The organism is Hydrogenophaga sp., assembly GCF_026125785.1.
Taxonomy (GTDB): Bacteria; Pseudomonadota; Gammaproteobacteria; order Burkholderiales; family Burkholderiaceae_C; genus Hydrogenophaga.
In genome coordinates this window covers 330435-349317 of record NZ_JAHCKL010000002.1, presented here as the reverse complement: position 1 = coordinate 349317, position 18883 = coordinate 330435, and the positions used below count along the sequence as shown (strand labels likewise).

The following is an 18883-nucleotide window of genomic DNA, read 5'->3' as shown; positions in this document are numbered from 1 at the left end:
GATGCCACGCTCGCCGTGGCCATTCAGGCAAAACTGGCCTTGTACTGGTCCCGCAGCAGGTTCTTCTGCACCTTGCCCATGGTGTTGCGGGGCAGTTCGGGAACGACCACGCAGCGTTTGGGGATCTTGAAGTTGGCCAGGCGGGCCTTGAGGGCAGCCAGGATCTGGTTGGCGTCCAGACTGGCACCGGGTTTGGCGATCACCACCGCCACGCCGACCTCACCGAAATCCGGATGCGGCACGCCGACCACCGCGCTCTCGGCGACGCCCGCCATCTCGTTGATGCAGCCCTCGATCTCGGCCGGATAGACGTTGTAGCCGCCGGAGATGATGAGGTCCTTGCTGCGGCCCACGATGCTCACATAGCCGCGTGCGTCGATGCGACCCACATCGCCGGTCTTGAAGAAGCCATCGGCGGTGAACTCCTCGGCGGTCTTTTCGGGCATGCGCCAGTAGCCCTTGAACACATTGGGCCCACGCACCTGGATGCCGCCGATCTCGTCCACGGGCATGGGTGCGCCCGCGTCATCCACCACGCGCAGCTCCACGCCAGGCAGCACGAAGCCCACGGTGCCCCCGCGGCGTTCATCCTGGCCGCCGAAGCGCGGGTCGGCCGGATAGGGGTTGGAGGTGATCATCACCGTCTCGCTCATGCCGTAGCGCTCCAGGATGGTCTGTCCGGTGCGCTGTTTCCATTCGTCGAAGGTTTCGATGAGCAGTGGCGCGGAGCCCGAGATGAACAGGCGCATGTGCGCGGCCTGCTGTTTCGTGAGACCTGGCTCGGCCAGCATGCGCACGTAGAGCGTGGGCACCCCCATGAACACCGTGGCGCGGGGAAACAGGGCCACCGTGGCGCGCGGGTCGAAGCGGTTGAGCCAGAGCATCGGGCTGCCATTGATCAACGCGCCGTGGATGGCAACGAACAGGCCATGCACGTGGAAGATGGGCAGCGCGTGGATCAGCACGTCGTCGGGCCGCCAGCCCCAGTACTGGCGCAGCACCTGGGCGTTGCTGAGCATGTTGCCGTGCGAGAGCATCGCGCCCTTGCTGCGGCCGGTGGTGCCGCTGGTGTAGATGATGACGGCCAGGTCGTCCGCCTGGCGCAACGCCGGGGTATGCACGTCCGAATGGTGCGCGGCCCGGTCCAGCAGCGTGCCGCTGCGGTCTTCGTCCAGCGTGAACACATGGCGCGTGCCGGCCTTGAAGGCGATCTTGGATACCCAGCCGAAGTTGGCCTTGCTGCACACCACCACGGCGGGTTCGGCGTTGCCGACGAAGTACTCGATCTCGCCGGCCTGGTAGGCGGTGTTCAGCGGCAGGAAGACGTGGCCTGCGCGCAGCGTGGCCAGGTAGAGCATCAGCGCCTCGACCGACTTGTCCACCTGCACGGCGATGCGCGAACCGGCGGGCAGCTGGAGCGAGTCCAGCAGATTGGCCAGCATGGCGCTGGCGCGGTCCAGGTCGCGCCAGGAATAACGCAGACCGGCATGCTCGCCCCCCACGGTTTCCACGGCGGTGGCATCCAGGTCGGCGGGAAAGGCCGCGCGCAGCGCGGCGAAGAGGTTGTGGTTGTCCATGTGCAGACTGAGCGAAGACAGAAGGGAATCAGAAAACGGCGGGCCGCTTGGCGAGAAAGGCACCGATGCCCTCCCGGTGTTCGGGGTGCTCGGCATAGCGGTAGGCCTCGGCCAGCAGCGCGGCAGCGGGCGCGTCCCCGCCCAGTGCACGCAAGGTTTGTTTGTTGAGCCGGGCCGCGTGCGGCGACAGCCGCGCCAGGCGCTGGGCGCGGGCCAGCACCTGCTGCGCCACCTCGGCATCGGGCAGCACCGCCTGGAGAAAGCCGCGCGCCTTCATCTCGCTGGCGTCCAGCACGGCGGCTTCCAGCAGCATCTCGCGCGCCGTGGCCAACCCCAGCTCGCGCGCCACCAACTGGGCTTCGCGCGGCGCCATGGGAAAGCCCAGGCGGGCGATGGGCGCACCAAAGCGCGCGCCCTGCCCGGCCACGCGGATGTCGCAGCAACTGGCGATCTCCACGCCCGCGCCCATGCAGTGGCCGTCGATCTGCGCCAGCAGCGGCAGGTCGCACGCGAGCATGGCGCTCAGACCTCCCCAGACGTCGTTCTCGTGAAAGTCGCGCAGGCCCGCCTCCTCGAAGCGGAATGCCGGGTATTCGGCGATGTCGCCGCCAGCGCAGAAGTGCCCGCCCTCGCCTGCCACGATCACGGCACGCAGGTCATCGCGCGTCTGCAGGGCGGTGAACACCGCGCGCAACTCCCGCCACATCGCGCGCGACATGGCGTTGAACTTGCCCGGATGGGACAGCGTGACCCGCGCCAGCGCCCCGTTGTCGATGGCGAGATGAACCCGTCCGCTCATGCTGTCCTTTCCGTCATTCGAGCTTGGCCCCCGACGCCTTGACCACGGCGGCCCATTTCTGCACCTCAGTCTTCACGAAGGCCTCGAACTGCGGGCCGCTCAGGTTGGCGAACTCCGCCCCCTGGCTGGCCCAGACGGCCTTGGACTCGTCGGCGGAGACCGCCTTGCGGATCTCCTCGATCGCCCGCGCCTGCGCGTCGACCGGCGTTCCCTTGGGCGCCCAGACCCCGTACCAGGTGGTGACGTTGTAGTCGGGCAGGCCCACCTCGGCCGCGCAGGGCACGTCGGGCAGCGCGGGGCTGCGTTTGCTGCCGGAGACCATCAGCGGCTTGATGCGCCCGCCCTTGATATGGCCGGCCGAGGAGCCCAGGCCGTCGAACATCACGTCCACCTGGCCGGCAATGAGGTCGTTGAGCGCCGGGCCCGCACCGCGGTAGGGAATGTGGGTGATGAAGGTGCGCGTCTGTTGCTTGAACAGCTCGCCAGCCAGGTGGTGCGAGGTACCGCTGCCCGCCGAGGCGTAGTTCAGCTTGCCCGGGTTGGCCTTGGCCATGGCGAGAAACTCCTGGAAGTTGTTGGCCGTCACCCGCTTGGGGTTGACCACCACCACCTGGGGCACGCTGGCCACGAGGATGAGCGGCACCAGGTCTTTTTCGAGGTCGTAGTCCAGGCGCGGGTACATGCTGGGGGCGATGGTGTGGTGCACCGCGCCCATGAAGAGCGTGTAGCCGTCCGGCACGGCCTTGGCCGCCGCGCTCGCGCCGACCGTGCCGCCCGCGCCGCCGCGGTTGTCGATCACCAGGGACTTGCCGGTCAGACGGGTGAACTGCGCGCCCATGGGGCGGGCGAAGGCATCGGTGCCGCCGCCCGCGGGAAAGGGCACGATCATGGTGACCGGCCGGCTCGGCCACGCGCTGGGCTGGGCGTGGCCAGCCGTGGCGCGGAGGGCGGCGCCGGCAGCGGCCGCGCGCAGGATGTCTCGTCTGTTCAGACTCTGGTTCATGCGGTTGTCTCCTGTGGTTGGAATGGGCGGCCGGCAGGCCTCGATCTTTCAGTCGTCGAGGTCCTTGATGGCCGCGGCTAGCGGAACCTTGCCCTGCGCCAGCAAGGCACGATGCTTGTCCAGGCGCTTGAGATCATAGAGATAGTTGACCATCAGCCCGTAGGACTGGCGCATGCCCTTGGCAGACGGGTCGGCGGCCCAGTTCAGGCGTTCGACCCGGGCGCCATTGCCCAGGTGGAAACGCGCCACCGGGTCCAGCGGTTTGCCGTCCTGCAGTTCCCGGCCGAGGTAGCGCGCAGCCCAGCCCAGCAGCGCGCGCCGCTCGGGTGCGTCTTCTTCCAGGGTGTCCACGTGCTCCCAGGCCTTGAGCAGCTCCGCCGGAGCCGCCTTGTTCAACCAGGCACGCAAGCCGGGGATGGGCGAGAGCGTGGCGAAGTGGCGCAGGCGCGGGAATTCGCGGTTGAGCGTGTCCACCACCCGCTTGATGAGCGAATCGCCGAAGCTCACGCCACGCAGGCCGGTCTGCGTGTTGCTGATGGAATAGAAGATGGCGGTGGTGGCGCGGTCGAGGTCCGCGGGCGCCGCCGCTTCGTCCAGCAGCGGCGTGATGCTGGACGCGATCTCGTTCATCAACGCCACCTCGACGAAGATCAACGGTTCCTCAGGCAGGCTGGGGTGGAAAAAGCCGTAGCAGCGCCGGTCGCTGTCCAGCCGGTTCTTCACGTCCGCCCAACTGCGGATGTCGTGCACCGCTTCGTACTTGATGAGCTTCTCCACCAGCGAGGCCGGCGAATCCCAGGTGATGCGCCGCAACGCCAGAAAGCCTACGTCGAACCAGGTGGAGAACATGTACTCCATCTCCACGTCCAGCGCCAGCAGGCGCCTGTCCGAACGCAGCAGGGGCTGCATCTGCGCGCGCAGATCGACCAGGAAGCGCACACCGTCGGGGTTGGCGCTGAAACGCTGCAGCAGGCGGCGCCGTGGCGAGACGGTGGCCCGGCGGTACAGCACCTCTGCCGCGGCCTCGTCTGGCGTGCCCACGGCGGCGGCGTACTGGGCTTGCGCCTGCTGCACACGCTCCGGGTCGGCGACGAAGTGCTCGCTCATGAGCAGCCAGAGGTCGCGCCGCAGCGCGGGCTCGGCCTGCGCGTGCCAGTCCATCACCGCCTGAGCCCGCCGCCCTCCCTCCACCTCGCTGACCATGGGATCGACGATGCCCTTGAGATCCTTGAGGGCCTGGCGCAACGCACGTGGGGACATGGCCTCGCCGTCCTGCCGCAGCGTGGCCTTGAGCCGTTCCTGGGTGGAACGGGGGCCCTGCTTGCGCGTGGCGGAGGGACGCAGCCGCGAGACGCTGCGGGCCAGCCATTCCGTGGTGGTGTGGGTGCCGGTGTTCATGCGGATAGCCTCGATCGCTGGCTGCGCGCGAGCTCGCGCAAGGCGGTGCGCTGGCGCGTGAGATGGGTGCGCATGGCGGCCTCCGCGCCTTCGGCGTCGCGCGCCTTGAGCGCGGCAAACACCGCCAGGTGCTCGGACAGGCTCTGCTCCAGGCGGCCCGGGGCATGCAACTGCTGCAGGCGCGCGAGCTTGACGATCTTGCGCAGGTCACCGATCACCTGGGCCAGCCAGCGGTTGTTGGCCAGGGTGATGATGGCTTCGTGGATGGCGAAGTTGGCCTCGTAGTAGTCGTTGATGAGCCGTGCACGCGCGCAGCGCTCCAGGCGTTCGTGCAACTGCTCCAGCGCGGCCAGCTCGGCGTCCGATGCGTTGACGGCCGCCTCGTGCGCGCAGCGCCCTTCGAGCAGCGCGATGACGGGAAAGATCTCGTCCAGGTCGCGCTCGGTGACCTCGCTGACGAAACAGCCGCGCCGGGGTTCGTGGCGCACCAGGCCTTCGGCGGTGAGCACTTTCAGAGCCTCCCGCAGTGGCGTGCGGGAAATGGAAAGCTCATTGCACAGCGCCGGCTCGTCGATGAAGCTGCCGGGCACCAACTGGCCGGCGAAGATGCGCTCCCGCAATTGCGTGGCCACTTCGTCGTGCAGGGAGTTGAGCATGGGCTGCGGGCTGAATAATGACGTGTAATTACGCATAATTTTAAAGCCCCGGCGGGCGCCTTCCATAGGGGTAAGCCCGCCCCTGGTGACGCCTCCGTGGGCCGCCAGGCCGCGCCGCGCCCGGGCCTGCCCCTCCACCCGAACGGGCTCAGGCCGGCATTTCCCGCCCCATCCAATCCCATAACGTCGGCAGGGTAATGACGGTCCTTCGACTTAACCCAAATTTGGTGTCACCACTTACCACCTGCACGAAGACATTGGGCGCATGGTTCTTTTGGTATTACGCTCGAATTTCCAACTGTGGACTTTGCTCCTCAGTCGATGCGACAAGTGGAACTTCGGTCCTATACAAAGGGGGATGTAAAAGCTTATCAATAAAGTTATAAATCCCATCTAATCACATGAAAAACAACGAGATTTTGTACTCAAAACAATGCCTGCACATGCATTTCATCACACCTTTTCATCGATGAAAAAAACCTTCTGGCGGTCACCCATTCTTTTCTGAATGGTCAATTAATAACAGTTTCTAACATGAAAAATTCCACCTCAAGATAAACCATTTATCCCCGAAATCACTAAGGTCGGCATCCGATTTAATTCATGGATTCCCCACCTCTGGAGGCGAATCGGCGAAGGAATCGAGAAGCGGATCAGAGGACCTGGCGCAACAGGGCATCACCGGCTCTCCGGTGGACTGGAACGTCGGGAAGCCTGTCGCCATGCACCTGTGTGTTTGACCTTTTGCGGCCTGTTCAAAGGAGCCCATCATGAAACTTCAGATCCTTCAATTCCTGCGCGACGAGGAAGGCGCCACCGCCATCGAGTACGGCATCATCGCGGGCCTCATGGCCATCGTCCTGGTGGTCGTGTTCAGCACCGGCGAGAACAGCGTGAAGAGCACGCTGGAGGCGATCTTCGAGCACGTCAAGTCGTCGGCCGTGCCGTCGTCCTGACACCCAAGCGCGAGGCAACGGCGATGAACACCTGGGCCATGGCGGTTTTGGTCGGCTGGCTGATGCTGGTGACGCACCACGACCTGGCGCACCGCCGCGTACCCAACAGCCTGGTGCTCGTTGGCGCGGCCATGGCCCTGGTGTCCTTGAGCGTTGGCGCCCAGCCATTGGGCCTGGCTTGGCCACAGGCGCTGCTGGGTGGCGCTCTGGCCTTCGGCGCCCTGCTCTGTCTGCATGCCGCCGGGCTCATGGGCGCGGGCGACGTGAAGTTCGCCGGCGCCCTGGGGCTCTGGATGGGGGCCGCGGCGCTCCCGGGCATCTGGCTGATCACCAGCGTGCTGGGCCTCGCCCATGCGCTGCTGTGGCTGGCTCTGCGGCGACAGCCCACCTGGCTGCCGCGTCTGGCCGGCGCACTGGACAACCCCGCCCCCCCAGCCGCGCAGCGCCGACGGCACATCCCTTTGGCCGCCTACCTCGCATTCGGCACGCTCGGCCTCATGGCCCTGGGCGGCGCGGGTTGAGGCGAGACGTCAACCCACCACGGACACACCGACGCCATGATCAAGTTCTCCAAAGTCATCGCCATCGTCCTGGTGCTGCTGTCCCTGCTCCTGGCGGCGTACGCCTGGATGCTGAGCCGGCAGCCGGCGGTGCCCGTGGCCCAGCCCGTGCCGGCCCCGACAGCCGCGGCGGCCCCTGCGGCCGCCACCTACCCGGTGGTCGTGGCCGCACGCGCCCTGCCCGCCGGCCAGGTCATCGAGGCCAGTGCCTTGCGCGTGGTCCAGCTGCCTATGCAGCCAACGGGTGCGTTTCGCAGCGTGTCCGACGTCGAAGGCCGCGTGCCGGTGTTCGACCTGGGCAGCGGATCACCGCTGCTGGAAGCGCAACTGGTGTCCGGGCTGGCCCTGCGCCTGGAAAGCGGCGAGCGCGCCGTGGCCGTGAAAGTGGACGAGGTGATCGGCGTGGGCAACACCGTGCGTCCCGGTGACTTCGTCGACGTGTTCTTTGCCATCAAGGCCGATGGCAAGGACGTCGAGCGCAGCCAGTCGCGCCTGCTGCTGGCCCGCAAACGTGTGCTGGCCTACGGCAGTGCGTCGGTCGACGGCCTGCCACCCAACGGAGACGGCCGCCCCCAGAAGCCTGCCGCGCAGGCAGCAGCACGCACCGCCGTGCTGGCGGTGCCCGTGGAGGAGGTCAACCGCCTGGCCCTGGGCGACGCCACCGGGCAACTGCTGCTAGCGCTGCGCAACCCCGACGACACCGCCGAACCGGACCCCGCCCTGTTCGCACCGCTGCCCACCGCGCTGCGGCCGGCCCGGCGGGGCACCGCCGCGACCGGTCCGCTCAAGGGCATGGACCTGGCACAGGCCGGCCTGACCGCGGCCGACCTCGCCGAGGGCGGCAGCGCCTCGCCCGCACGCCCGGCGGCCACGCCCATGCCCGCCCGGCGCGGCGCGCGGCCCGCCGCCGAGAGCCAGGAAATCGAAATCATCCGCGGCGACCGCCGCGACACCGCGCGCTACTGAGCCGGCCGCCCCCTACCACCCCAAGGTGCACGCATGTCCACAGCCCACCCGCCCTCTCTCCCGCCCTCGGCCCCGCGCGCGGGTGTCCGCATGGTGGCCAGCCTTGTCGCCTGCGGCATCCTGGCCTGGGCGCCCCCCCTGACCGCCACGGCCCAGACAGGAACGGCCGGCATGGCCGCGCAGGCAACGGCGCTGGACCTGACCGTCGGCAGCCAGCAGACGCTGCTGATCGACAAGGGCGTGGAGCGCATCGCCATCGCCGACGACCGCGTCGCCACGGTGCTCGTCACGCGCAAGGAACGCGGCAGCGCGGCGGCCCGGTTGATCCTCACCGGCAAGGCGCCGGGCAGCACCTCGCTGCTGGTCTGGGAGCGCGGCAGCGAAGCGCCGCGCGCGTTCCTGCTGGAGGTGCAGCGCCCCGCGGCGGTGCTGCAAGGCAGCTACGCGGATGCGCAGGCGCACCGGCAGGCCCGCGAGGAGGCTTTGAGCGCCCATGCACCGCAGACAACCCTGAACGACCGCGCCACCGTGGCGGTGAAGAGCCACACCGTGCAGGTGGAAGTGAAGATCGTGGAGTTCAACAAACGCGTGCTCAAGCAGGCCGGCCTGAACCTCTTCAGCACCAGCCCCAACCGCAGCGGCTTCAGCTTCGGCGTGTTCACGCCCTCTTCGCTGAACTCGGCCACCTTCGGCGCCGATGGCGCGCTGACGGGCGAAATGGCTTCCCCGATGTCGCAGGCGTTCAGCCTGCTGATGAATTTCGGCAAGGCCAACATCGGCATGCGGCTGGGCCTGCTGGAAGGCAACGGCCTGGCGCGCGTGCTGGCCGAGCCGACACTGGTGACGCTCTCCGGCCAGAGCGCCAATTTCCTCGCCGGCGGCGAGATCCCGATCCCCGTCGCACAGGGCCTGGGCACGACCAGCGTCGAGTACAAGCCCTTCGGCATCGGCCTGACGGTTTCGCCCACGGTGCTGTCGGACAGCCGCATCGTGCTCAAGGTGGCCCCCGAGGCCAGCGACCTGGACTACACCAACGCGGTGACGCTCAACGGCATTTCGGTGCCGGCGCTCACCACGCGCCGGGCCGACACCACCGTCGAGCTGGGCGACGGCGAGAGCTTCATCATCGGCGGCCTCATCAGCCGCCACACCACCTCCAGCCTGGACAAGGTGCCCATGCTGGGCGACCTGCCCGTGTTGGGCACGCTGTTCAAGCGCCAGGACTACCAGCAAAGCGAACGCGAGCTGGTGATCGTGGTGACGCCGCACCTGGTGCGCCCCCTGGCGCCGGGCACGCCGATCGACCCTGCCCTGCCAGGGCGCAGCGAACAGCGCGACGCCCCCTTCTGGCGCAGCTTCCTGATCGGTGCCCAGGCCGACGAGAGCCTGCCCGGCTTCTCGCGTTGACCGACGCCCCACGACCATGACCAAGATGCCAAGCTCCCTCGTCGCCGCGAACCTGGGCCTCACCGCCTCGCTCTGTGCGTCCGACGTCCGCGCGCACGTGGACTGGCTGGCCACGGCGCTGGGCGGTCCGGAACAGGTCACCGCCATCACGCCCGATGCGCGTTCGCTGGGGGAACGCATCGGCGCCACGCCGCCGCGGGCCGTGTTCATCGATTTCTCCGGCGAACAGGCCGGCCAGGGCGCACGCCTCGCCGCCCACTTGCGCCGGGAGTGGCCCGACCTGCTGTTGATCGGCATCGGGCATGCCAGCGAAACCCAGGCCACGCTGACGGCGCTGCGCGCGGGGGTGGACGATTTCGTGGACCTGGGCGGCCCGCCCGGTGAGGTGCTGCAGATGCTGCTGACGCTGGGCAACCGGCGCCAGGAAGTCCGGCCGGTGCCCCGCGGGCGCACGCTGGCCCTGCTCGGCGCGCGCGGTGGCCTGGGCGTGAGCACCCTGGCCTGCAACCTCGCCGCGCTGCTGCAGTCCGGGCGCGGCGCAGGCATGCCGCGCCAGGGCGTCGCCCTGCTGGACATGGGCCTGCCCGCGCGCGACGGCCTGCTGTACCTGGACATGCAGAGCGGCTTCAGCTTCGTCGATGGCGTTCACAACCTGCGCCGCCTGGACCAGACGCTGCTGCAGACCGCCCTGGCCCAGCACGCCAGCGGCACGGCGGTGCTGCCCCTGCCGGCCGACCTGACGCAACTGCGCGCGGTGTCGCATGCCGACTCCGTGGCGCTGATCCAGCGCATGACCGAGTTCTTCGACCTGCAGATCGCGGACCTCGGCGGTCTGTCCAACCTGGACTTCGTCGCGCAGGTGGCGCAGGCGGCCGACGAGGTCTGGGTGGTGTGCGACCAGAGCATCGGCGCCATCGTCTCCACCGCCCAGTTGCTGAGCGAACTGCGCGACCGCCAGGTGCCCGTCGCCAACTTCTCCCTGGTGCTCAACCGGCTGGAAAAAGGCGTGGGCCTGGGCAGCGAAGACATTGCGCGGCAGCTCGGCCTGCGCGCCAGCGCGCACCCCTTGCCCGCGCGCGGCGCGGCGCTGCTCGGCGCCGCCGCGCAAGGCCGCCTGCTGGCCGAGACGGACCGCAGCGACCCGTATGTCCAGGCCCTCGCGGCCCTGGCGCGCACGCTGGGCCAGGGCCAGAGCCACGATGCCGGCGCGGCGTCATCGGGCCCTCCCACCTCGGCACCCTGGTCCCAGCGCATGAACGGCTGGCTTGCGCCCTGGAAAGGACGGAAATGAGCGCCCTGTCCAACCCCATCGAATTCGCCGAAACGGGGCAGTTCCAGAACTCGCCGGAGTTCCAGACCGTCAAGACCTTCGTGCACGAGCACCTGCTCAACCGCATCGAAGAACTGGGCGCGGAGTTTGGCCGCTGGTCACGAAGCACCATCCAGCAGTTCGTCAGCCTGGAGTGCGAAAGCCAGGTGCGCCTGCACCGCGTGCCCATCAACGCGCGCGAAACGCAACTGGTGGCGGACGCGCTGACCAAGGAGTTCGCCGGCTTCGGTCCGCTGGAAGACCTGTTGAGCGATCCGACCGTGGAGGACATCCTCATCAACGGCAGCCAGCAGGTCTATGTCTCGCGCCACGGCGTGCTGCAGCGCGAGCAGATCCACTTTGCCGACAACGACCACCTGATGCGCATCGTGCGGCGCATCCTGGCGCCCATCGGCCGCCGGCTGGACGAGTCCAACCCCATGGTCGATGCGCGCATGGGCGACGGCGGACGCATCAACGTCGTCATCGAGCCTCTGGTGATCAACGGCCCCGCCGTGTCGATCCGGAAATTCCGCAAGGACCCGCTGAGCCCGGAAGACCTGCTCGGGCTGGGCACCTTCGACCTGGCCATGGCCCAGTTGCTGGAGATGGCGGTGCGCTCTCGCTGCAACATCCTCATCAGCGGCGGCACCAGCTCGGGCAAGACCTCGCTGCTCAACGCCCTGGCCTGTTTCGTGACCGGCAACGAGCGCATGGTCACCATCGAAGACACCGCCGAACTGGCGCTCAACCACCCGCACGTGGTGCGACTGGAGAGCCGCCCGGGTGGCTACGACGGCGCGGGGCACATCGCCATCCGCGACCTCATGCGCAACAGCCTGCGCATGCGTCCGGACCGCATCATCGTGGGCGAGGTGCGCGGCGGCGAGGTCATCGAAATGCTGCAGGCCATGAACACCGGGCACGACGGCTCCATGGGCACCATCCACGCCAGCTCGCCGCGCGAGTGCCTGTACCGCCTGGAAATGCTGGCTGGCTTCGCGGGCTACCAGGGCAGCGAGATCAGCCTGCGCCGGCAGATCGCCAACGCCATCGACTTCATCGTGCAGATCGGCCGCCTGCCCAATGGCTCGCGCCGCATTCTGTCCATCAGCGAGATCACCGGCCTGAACGACAACGTGGTCGCCATGCAGGAGCTGTTCCGCCACGAGCCGTTGGTGTCGGCCCATGGAGAGGAGCAGGACCGCTGGGTGGCGATGGACATCGCCCCGCACTCGCCCAAGATCGCCCGCTTGCGCCAGCAACTGCTGCACCAGGCATCGCCCGGAGGCCCGCATGTCTGACCTCGCTCTCATCGCCCTGAGCGGGGCGCTGCTGCTGCTCGCCGCGGGCGTTCTGGCCTGGGCGTTCGCGCAGCGGCGCCAGCGGAACCAGGCCGCGCAACGGCACCTGGCCGAACGCCTGTCACCCCAGAACATGCCTCCCCCCGGCGCGGCGCCGCTGGCCATGCCGGGCCTGCGCTTTGGCGCGCCGCTGGCTCCACAGGCGCCACCGCAACCCATACCCGGAGCACGCCCGGCATGGCACATGCCGGCCTGCATGCTGGGCGCATTGCCACCCTCTGCCGCGGTGGCCGGGTTGCTGATGGCACTGGTGTCCGTCGGCACCGCCCTGGCATTCTCCGGCTGGGTCAGCGCGCTGGGTGTGCTGGCGGTGCTGCTGTCCGGCGGCGGCCTGGGCATCTGGCTGCGCGTGCAGCGCCAGCGCCGGCAGATGGTCCACCAGTTGCCAGGCATGCTCGATGCGATCGTGCGGCTGATCGTGGTGGGCCACTCCACGCAGGCGGCCTTCCAGATGGCCGTGCAGGGCACCAAGAACCCCTTGCACGAGCAGATGGCGCATGCCCTGGCGATGGTGAAGGCCGGCATGGACGTGGACCAGGCCTTGCGGCAGGTGGCGCGCAAGACCCGTGTGAAAGAGCTGTTTCTGGTGGCCTCCATCCTCGGTCTGAGCTCGCGCTACGGCGGCCGCTCGGACCAGTTGCTCGAACGGGTGGCCCACTTCATGCGCGACCGGGAAGAGGCCGAGGCGGAGCTCTCGGCCATGTCGGCGGAAACCCGCCTGTCGGCCTGGGTGCTGGGCCTGCTGCCGGTGCTGGTGGGGGGCGCCATCATCGCCACCAACGCCGACTACTTCGGCCGCATGTGGACCGACTCCCTGGGCCGCAGCCTGGTCTTCAGCGCCGCTGGCCTGCAACTGGCGGGCGCGCTGCTGCTGTACCGGCTCGCACGACTGGACTGAGCATGAGCCCGCTGCAATTGACCATCCTGTCCCTGGTGCTGCTGGCCGTGGGCCTGGCCATGCTGGCGGCGGTGATGCTGCGCGAGCAGGCGCGGCGAGACGTCCACACCCGCCTGGTCGAGCGGGCGCTGGGCGTGCACTCGCAGGAAGCGCCGCACGCCCCCCCGGACGAACTGGCCTTGCTGCGCGCGCCAGCCTGGCCACGGCGCTGGCTGGACAGCCGTTTCGGCCGCGCGCTGGTGGCCGAGGAAGACCGCCGCCTGATCAGCCAGAGTGGCCTGCCGGCCACACGCGCGCAGATCGCCTTCCTCGTCGCCCGGCTGCTGCTCTGCCTGACCTTGCCGCTGCTGGCCCATGCCTTTCTGGGCAACGGCAAGGGCGGCGCCGGCCAGCACGTGGTGCTGCTGGCCACCGGCTTCGCCATGGGTTACCTCTTGCCCAAGTGGGTGCTCAAGCACCTTGCCGCACGTCGGCGGCGCCAGGTGACGCACGAACTGCCGCTGTTCGTGGACCTTCTCGGCCTGCTGCAGAGCGTGGGCCTGAGCCTGGACCAGAGTCTGCAGGTCGTGGCCGCCGAATTCCAGCACGTGATGCCGGTGCTCGGCGCCGAGGTCGCGCGGGCCAATCGCCAGTACGCGCAGGGCCGCAGCCGCGAACAGGCCTACCAACGCATGGCCGGCCTGCACGACAACCAGCACCTGATCGACTTCGTGGCCCTGATGAACCAGGTGGACAAGCACGGTGGCGCGGTGCAGGAGCCCATACGCCAGTTCGGCGAACGCCTGCGCGTGCACCGCAAGGCCGAAATGCGGGCCCTGGTGGGCAAGATCACCGTGAAGATGACCGTGGTGATGGTGGCCACCCTGCTGCCGGCGCTGGTCATCGTCACCGCCGGGCCGGGCTTCATCGCGATCGTGCGATCACTGGGGAGCATCACATCATGAACACACCGCACCGCATCGGCCGCGCCCTGCTGGGCCTTGCCTGCCTCCTGGCGCTCGGCGCTTGCACCTCGCTGCCGCCCGACCCGGCCGGGGCCGCAGAAACGGCCCAGCCCGGCCTGGACAACCAGGCCACGTACCTGGCGCTGGTTCGCCAGATGCAGGGCAACGGCATGTGGTTTGCCTCCCTGGCCCATATCGATGCGCTGGAGCAGCGTTGGGGCAGCACCCCGGCCACGCGCCTGCTGCGCGCACAGGCGTTTCGCCACACCGGCCAGGACGCACCGAGTGCCGCGCTCTACGAGCAGCTCACCGGCACCACCGAACGCGCCGCCGCCTTGCGCGGCCTGGGCCTGCTGGCCGGTACGCGCGGCGACTACGCCGAAGCGGCCACGCTGTTTCAGCAGGCGCGCGAAGCACGCCCCACCGACGGCCTGCTGCTCAACGACCTGGGCTACGCCTACCTGATGGCCGGGCGCTTCGACGCCGCCCGGCTGCCGCTGATGCAGGCGCAGCAGTTGCTGCCCGACCACCCGCGCGTGCGCAGCAACCTGGCCCTGTACCTGCTCACCCAGGGCGACACGGCGGCCGCTCGGCGCTGGATGGACGAGGCGCGCCTGAGCGACGCCGCGCGCTCGGCCATCGAGCAGCAGGCGCGGGTCCTGGCGCCAGCCTCGGCCCCGTCTGAAAAAACCCTGCGCATGAGCCTGCGGCTGGAGAACCCGCCCGCGCCATCGACGCCCTGAACAATTTCGCTGTCACACCCGCCACCGCCGTCCTGCAAGGAGCCACGCCATGCGCACAAGACCCCGCCCTTCCACCATCGCCCGGCCCTGCGGGTGGGTGCTCGGCATGCTGCTGAGCACCTCGCTCTGGGCGCAGGACGCGCCGGCCATGCCGGCGACCACGGCCGCCCCCGCGCCGATGCAAATCGGCGACGCCACGCGCAGCCTGCTGCAGCGCCAGCGCCTGGGGCATGAAGCCTCCGCCACGCCACGCCCGATCGACGGCAGCGTGGCCGACCTGAGCCACCAGCGCTACCTCAAGAGCTTCCAGCAGCCTTTGCCGACCTGGTTCGGCTCGCGTGTGCAGGGCGAAGCGAAGTAGGACACGCCGCCGCAACGCGGTGCAGACCCCCATGCCACGCACGCCACGCACGCCTCGCCGGCCACGGTTTCAGCGGGGCATCTACGCCATCGAGTACGCCTTCGTGTTCCTGCTGTTCTTCGGCATCGTCTACACCATCATGTGCTACGGCGTGCTCTTCACCTTCCGCCTGGGGCTGCAGAGCGCGGCCGAAGACGCCGCGCGCGCCGGCCTGCGCCACCAGTCCGGCGCCACGGTGCAGCAGAGCCTGCAGGCGCGGCTCTCGCAGGCGCAGGCTGTCGCACTGGCACGCACCCAGGGCTGGAAGCCGCTGCAGGCGAACATGGCCATCGAGGCCGATGTCTGCCAGCCGGCCACCGGAACCTGTGTGCAGGCCGGCGGCACGCCCGACTGTGCCTCCAGCGACTGGGCGCAGCGCTGCCACATCCGCGTGCAGGTCACCTTGTCCCAGCTCGATCGCGTGCTGCCGCCGATTCCCTTTCCCCTGCCCGAGCGGCTGGCGGGCCGGGCCAGCGTCCTGCTGGAGCGCGTGCGGCCATGACACCGGTTCGCACGCCCCTGCTTCGGCTCGCGCAGCGCGGCGTGGCGGCGATCGAGTTCGCGCTGGTCATGCTGGTGCTGCTGCTCGCGCTCTACGCCGTCGCCACTTTCGGCGCCGCGCTGTACACACAGCAGGCGGTGGCGCGCGCGGCCGGCGAAGGCGCGCGCGCGCTGCACGCACGCACCGCCATGGCCACCGACGACGTCCGCAACCTGGTCTGGGATTCGCTCGCCGAATCCCTGGTCACGCCGGTGGCGCATGCCAGCTTCGCCGATCGGCGCCTGTGGATCGCGGCACAGGTCACGGTGGAAGTCAGCGGCCCTCCTGGCGCCACCACCGTCACCGTGAGCTACCCCTACCGGGTGAACCGGCTGCTGCCCTCGCTGCCCCTGCTCGACGGCAGCCGCTGGATGCCCGACCTGCTCCAGGGCCGCGCCACGGCCCGCCCCTGACCCTTCGCCCAGACGCCGCCATGCACGCGCATCCCCACGCCTCTGCCCCTCCAGCCTCAGCGTCCCCGAGCCGGCGGCGCCTCTCGCCCCGCGCGCCGCAGCGCGGGTCGCTGATGATCCACACGGTGATCGCCATGAGCCTCATCGTGATCGCGCTGGTGAGCACCGAACTGGGCCACCTGTTCCACATGAAGCGCGAACTGCAGAAAGCCACGGACCTGGCCGCACTGGCCGGAGCCGGCGGCCTTCTGGCCAACCGTTGCGACGACGCCATCGACGCCGCACGCCACAGCGCCAATGGCAGCGGCCCCTCCGACCCGGCACGCAACCTGCCGGCCAGCTTCAGCCTGGAAGCGGCCGAAGTCCGCTGCGGCTACTGGGCGCCCGATGTCGCCGACGACGGCAGCGGCCGCCATTTCGAGGCGGACCGCACGCCGTTCAACGCGGTACGGGTGAGCCTGCAGAAGACGCCCCCGCTGCTGCTCCCGGCCATCCCCGGCAATGCCCCGCGCACCATCCAGGTGGAAGCGATCGCCGCGCGCCAGTCCCCCCAGGCCGCGCTGACGGTGCGCAGCACGCTGCTCAACCTGGACAGCACGCAGGCCAGCCTGCTCAACCAGGTGACCGGCGCCCTGCTCGGCAGCGCGGTCAACCTGTCGGCGGCGGGCTGGAACGGCCTGCTGCAAACCCAGGTCCGCCTGCTGGACTACCTCGTGGCCCTGGGCGCCACCGCCGGTGACTACGAAAGCGTGCTCGACAGCCGCATCACGCTGGCCCGCCTGTTCGACGTCGCGGCGGAACTGCTGCAGCGCGACGGCCATGCGCTGCAGGCCAGCGCCCTGCAGCAACTGGGCACCGCCGCGGCCGTGCGCAACGCCGACATCCGCCTGGGCGACCTGCTCAGTGTGGCCAGCGGCACGCCGGCCTCGGCACTGAACATGGACGTGCAGGTGTTCAGCCTGGTCCAGAGCACCATACAACTGGCCAACGGCGAGAACGCAGCGGCCGCGAACCTGGCCATCAGCCTGCCTGGGCTGGCGGGCCTGACGTCGCAGATCAAGGTCATCGAAAAACCGCAGCACTCGGCCATCGGCAATCCGGAACTCATCAACCCCCAGTTGGGCGACAGCGACCCCGCCCGCATCGCCGTGCGCACGGCGCAGGTGCGCACCCTGCACAGCGTGCAGCTCAATGGCCTGAGCGGAGCCGTCAGCAGCCTCACCAGTTCGGTCACCGCGGCCCTCTCGCCCCTGATCAACTTCCTGGGCACCGTGAGCACGCTCAACCTGGGCAACATCGTCACCGGCCTGGTGGGTGGCATCGTCTGCGGCGCCATCGTCCCCTGCCCGGAATCCAAGATCATCTACACCCAGGTGCTGCCCAGCGCCCGCGTCGACCTCAGCATCGACGCCGGACTGGGGTCCGCGCGCGTCACCGACCACAGCTGCGAAGCGCAGAGCAAGTCCTTGAGCGTGCACGGCGAAACCGCCCTGGCCCATGTGCGCGTGGGCCAGATCAGCCAAGCATTCTCCAGCTCCCAGCCCATCCGGGTGGACCCGGTGTCGCTGATCGAGGTCGGCTACACCGAAGAGCGCTACGCGAGCTGCCTGCTGAACATCCTGCTGGGCTCCATCGGGTGTTCGGGCCGTCAGTACAAGAACGTGTCGGGCAACTTCGTCAACGACGCCAACGCCGCGCGGCGCAACGTCGTCGCGGGCTTCGGCCTGCAGGCGGACATGCCGGTCGCCGGCTCCCAGACCAGCACACCGCTGCTCTACGCGGCGCCCGCACCCGAGAACCTGCCGGAAATCGATGCGCCGCCCTACGCCGGCCCGGGCAGCGACCCCTCGTTCCAGGCCATCCAGGCCACGGACATCGTGGCCAGCCTGGGCAATACGCTCAATGGCCTGGAGATCTCGATGTACCAGAGCAGCGGCAGCGGCGCGCTCGGCGCGCTGCTCAATGGCACTGTCTCCCTGATCAACAACCTGCTGAACACGCTCAAGGGCGTGATCAGGAACGCACTGGCACCGCTGCTGGACCCCGTGCTCAACGCTGCGCTGCGCTGGACCGGCATCGACCTGGCCCAGACCGAGATCGGCGCACGGCTGTCGTGCCAGCGCGGCGCCACGCTGGTCTACTGACGGCGGCGCCCAAACCACCACCACATGAACGCGCCGCCCAGGATCATGGGCACGCACAGCCACTGGCCCATGCTCATGCCCAGCGAGAGCAGCCCGAGGTGGGCATCGGGTTCGCGGAAGAATTCGGCGATGAAGCGGAACACGCCGTAGCCGAACAGGAACACCGCCGACACCTGGCCCTGCGCGCGCTCCTTGCGTGCGTAGAACCACAGCAGCACGAAGAGCAGCAGCCCTTCGAGCAGGAACTGGTAGATCTGCGAGGGGTGGCGCGGCAGGTCGCCGGCACCGCGAAACACCATGGCCCAGGGCAGCGAGGGATCGGCCACCCGGCCCCAGAGTTCGCCGTTGATGAAGTTGCCCACACGGCCCGCGGCCAGGCCGGTGGGCACGCAGGGCGCGACGAAATCCATCACCTGCATGAAGGGCCGCCCGCGGCTGCGCGCGTACCAGACCATGGCCAGCATCACGCCGATGAGGCCGCCATGGAAACTCATGCCGCCCTGCCAGACCGCGAACACCTCCAGCGGATGGGCCAGGTAGTAGGCGGGCTTGTAGAACAGGCAGTAGCCCAGTCGCCCGCCCGCCACCACGCCCAGCACGCCCAGGAACAGGATGTCCTCCACGTCGCGCCGGCTCCAGGGGCTGGGCTGGGTGATGCCCGCGAAGGGCGGGTGGTGCAGGCGCGCGCGCCCGAGCAGGAGAAACAGGCCGAAGGCGGCGAGATAGGTCAGGCCGTACCAGTGGATGGCCAGGGGGCCGATCTGCAGGGCAACGGGGTCGATCTGGGGATGGAGCAGCATGCGGT

Annotated in this window: 19 protein-coding genes; 13 read left to right on the top strand and 6 right to left on the bottom strand. The window is 69.1% G+C overall.

The window, feature by feature from the left end; genetic code table 11:
- Positions 1-23 precede the first annotated feature (23 nt).
- From KIT53_RS03910 to KIT53_RS03890, 5 genes are read right to left on the bottom strand one after another with little or no spacing between them, the layout of a single operon-like run.
- On the bottom strand, positions 24-1577 hold the full coding sequence (locus KIT53_RS03910; protein ID WP_297747928.1) for a malonyl-CoA synthase: 1554 nt from the start codon (positions 1575-1577) through the stop codon (positions 24-26).
- A gap of 28 nt (positions 1578-1605) precedes the next feature.
- Positions 1606-2376, bottom strand: coding sequence for an enoyl-CoA hydratase/isomerase family protein (locus KIT53_RS03905; RefSeq protein ID WP_297747925.1), 771 nt, complete (start codon positions 2374-2376; stop codon positions 1606-1608).
- A 13-nt stretch (positions 2377-2389) separates the two neighbouring features.
- Positions 2390-3379 carry a tripartite tricarboxylate transporter substrate binding protein gene (locus tag KIT53_RS03900; protein WP_297747922.1) on the bottom strand — a complete coding sequence of 330 codons (990 nt, stop codon included), beginning with the start codon at positions 3377-3379 and terminating at the stop codon, positions 2390-2392.
- A gap of 48 nt (positions 3380-3427) precedes the next feature.
- Complete coding sequence (locus KIT53_RS03895) at positions 3428-4777, bottom strand: malonyl-CoA decarboxylase family protein (RefSeq protein WP_297747919.1); 1350 nt, start codon at positions 4775-4777, stop codon at positions 3428-3430.
- Positions 4774-5433: a GntR family transcriptional regulator gene (locus KIT53_RS03890; protein ID WP_297747915.1), complete on the bottom strand. Its 660-nt coding sequence runs from the start codon at positions 5431-5433 to the stop codon at positions 4774-4776. Before KIT53_RS03890 ends, KIT53_RS03895 begins: the two co-directional genes overlap by 4 nt.
- Positions 5434-6203: 770 nt before the next feature.
- On the opposite strand from KIT53_RS03890, the gene KIT53_RS03885 reads away from it, so the two are divergent.
- The 13 genes from KIT53_RS03885 to KIT53_RS03825 are packed head-to-tail and all read left to right on the top strand — an operon-like array spanning position 6204 to position 18078.
- On the top strand, positions 6204-6389 hold the full coding sequence (locus KIT53_RS03885) for a Flp family type IVb pilin (protein ID WP_297747913.1): 186 nt from the start codon (positions 6204-6206) through the stop codon (positions 6387-6389).
- A 23-nt stretch (positions 6390-6412) separates the two neighbouring features.
- A complete protein-coding gene (locus KIT53_RS03880) occupies positions 6413-6910 on the top strand; it encodes an A24 family peptidase (protein ID WP_297747910.1) in 498 nt (165 codons plus the stop codon).
- Positions 6911-6946: 36 nt separating this feature from the next.
- Positions 6947-7915: a Flp pilus assembly protein CpaB gene (gene cpaB, locus KIT53_RS03875; protein WP_297747907.1), complete on the top strand. Its 969-nt coding sequence runs from the start codon at positions 6947-6949 to the stop codon at positions 7913-7915.
- Positions 7916-7948: 33 nt separating this feature from the next.
- On the top strand, positions 7949-9322 hold the full coding sequence (locus KIT53_RS03870) for a type II and III secretion system protein family protein (protein WP_297747904.1): 1374 nt from the start codon (positions 7949-7951) through the stop codon (positions 9320-9322).
- Positions 9323-9347: 25 nt separating this feature from the next.
- Positions 9348-10613 (top strand): histidine kinase, encoded by a 1266-nt coding sequence (locus tag KIT53_RS03865; protein WP_297747901.1) that lies wholly within the window; start codon positions 9348-9350, stop codon positions 10611-10613.
- Between the two features lie 5 nt (positions 10614-10618).
- Positions 10619-11935 carry a CpaF family protein gene (locus KIT53_RS03860; protein ID WP_297747995.1) on the top strand — a complete coding sequence of 439 codons (1317 nt, stop codon included), beginning with the start codon at positions 10619-10621 and terminating at the stop codon, positions 11933-11935.
- Positions 11928-12893 carry a type II secretion system F family protein gene (locus KIT53_RS03855; protein WP_297747898.1) on the top strand — a complete coding sequence of 322 codons (966 nt, stop codon included), beginning with the start codon at positions 11928-11930 and terminating at the stop codon, positions 12891-12893. Before KIT53_RS03860 ends, KIT53_RS03855 begins: the two co-directional genes overlap by 8 nt.
- A gap of 2 nt (positions 12894-12895) precedes the next feature.
- Positions 12896-13837, top strand: a complete 942-nt coding sequence (locus KIT53_RS03850; RefSeq protein ID WP_297747895.1) for a type II secretion system F family protein — start codon at positions 12896-12898, stop codon at positions 13835-13837.
- Positions 13834-14580, top strand: coding sequence for a tetratricopeptide repeat protein (locus KIT53_RS03845; RefSeq protein WP_297747892.1), 747 nt, complete (start codon positions 13834-13836; stop codon positions 14578-14580). Before KIT53_RS03850 ends, KIT53_RS03845 begins: the two co-directional genes overlap by 4 nt.
- 49 nt (positions 14581-14629) lie before the next feature.
- Positions 14630-14941, top strand: coding sequence for a DUF3613 domain-containing protein (locus KIT53_RS03840; RefSeq protein WP_297747890.1), 312 nt, complete (start codon positions 14630-14632; stop codon positions 14939-14941).
- Between the two features lie 31 nt (positions 14942-14972).
- A complete protein-coding gene (locus KIT53_RS03835; protein ID WP_297747887.1) occupies positions 14973-15482 on the top strand; it encodes a TadE/TadG family type IV pilus assembly protein in 510 nt (169 codons plus the stop codon).
- Positions 15479-15934, top strand: coding sequence for a TadE/TadG family type IV pilus assembly protein (locus KIT53_RS03830; RefSeq protein ID WP_297747884.1), 456 nt, complete (start codon positions 15479-15481; stop codon positions 15932-15934). The genes KIT53_RS03835 and KIT53_RS03830 overlap by 4 nt, the downstream gene beginning before the upstream one ends.
- Before the next feature lie 20 nt (positions 15935-15954).
- Entirely contained in the window at positions 15955-18078 is a 2124-nt protein-coding gene (locus KIT53_RS03825; protein ID WP_366521890.1) for a TadG family pilus assembly protein, read from the top strand.
- Here the strand turns inward: KIT53_RS03825 and lgt are convergent.
- The gene (gene lgt, locus KIT53_RS03820; protein WP_297747877.1) at positions 18072-18878 is read right to left on the bottom strand and encodes a prolipoprotein diacylglyceryl transferase; all 807 of its coding nucleotides are present in this window, start codon (positions 18876-18878) and stop codon (positions 18072-18074) included. The genes KIT53_RS03825 and lgt overlap by 7 nt on opposite strands.
- Positions 18879-18883 lie beyond the last annotated feature (5 nt).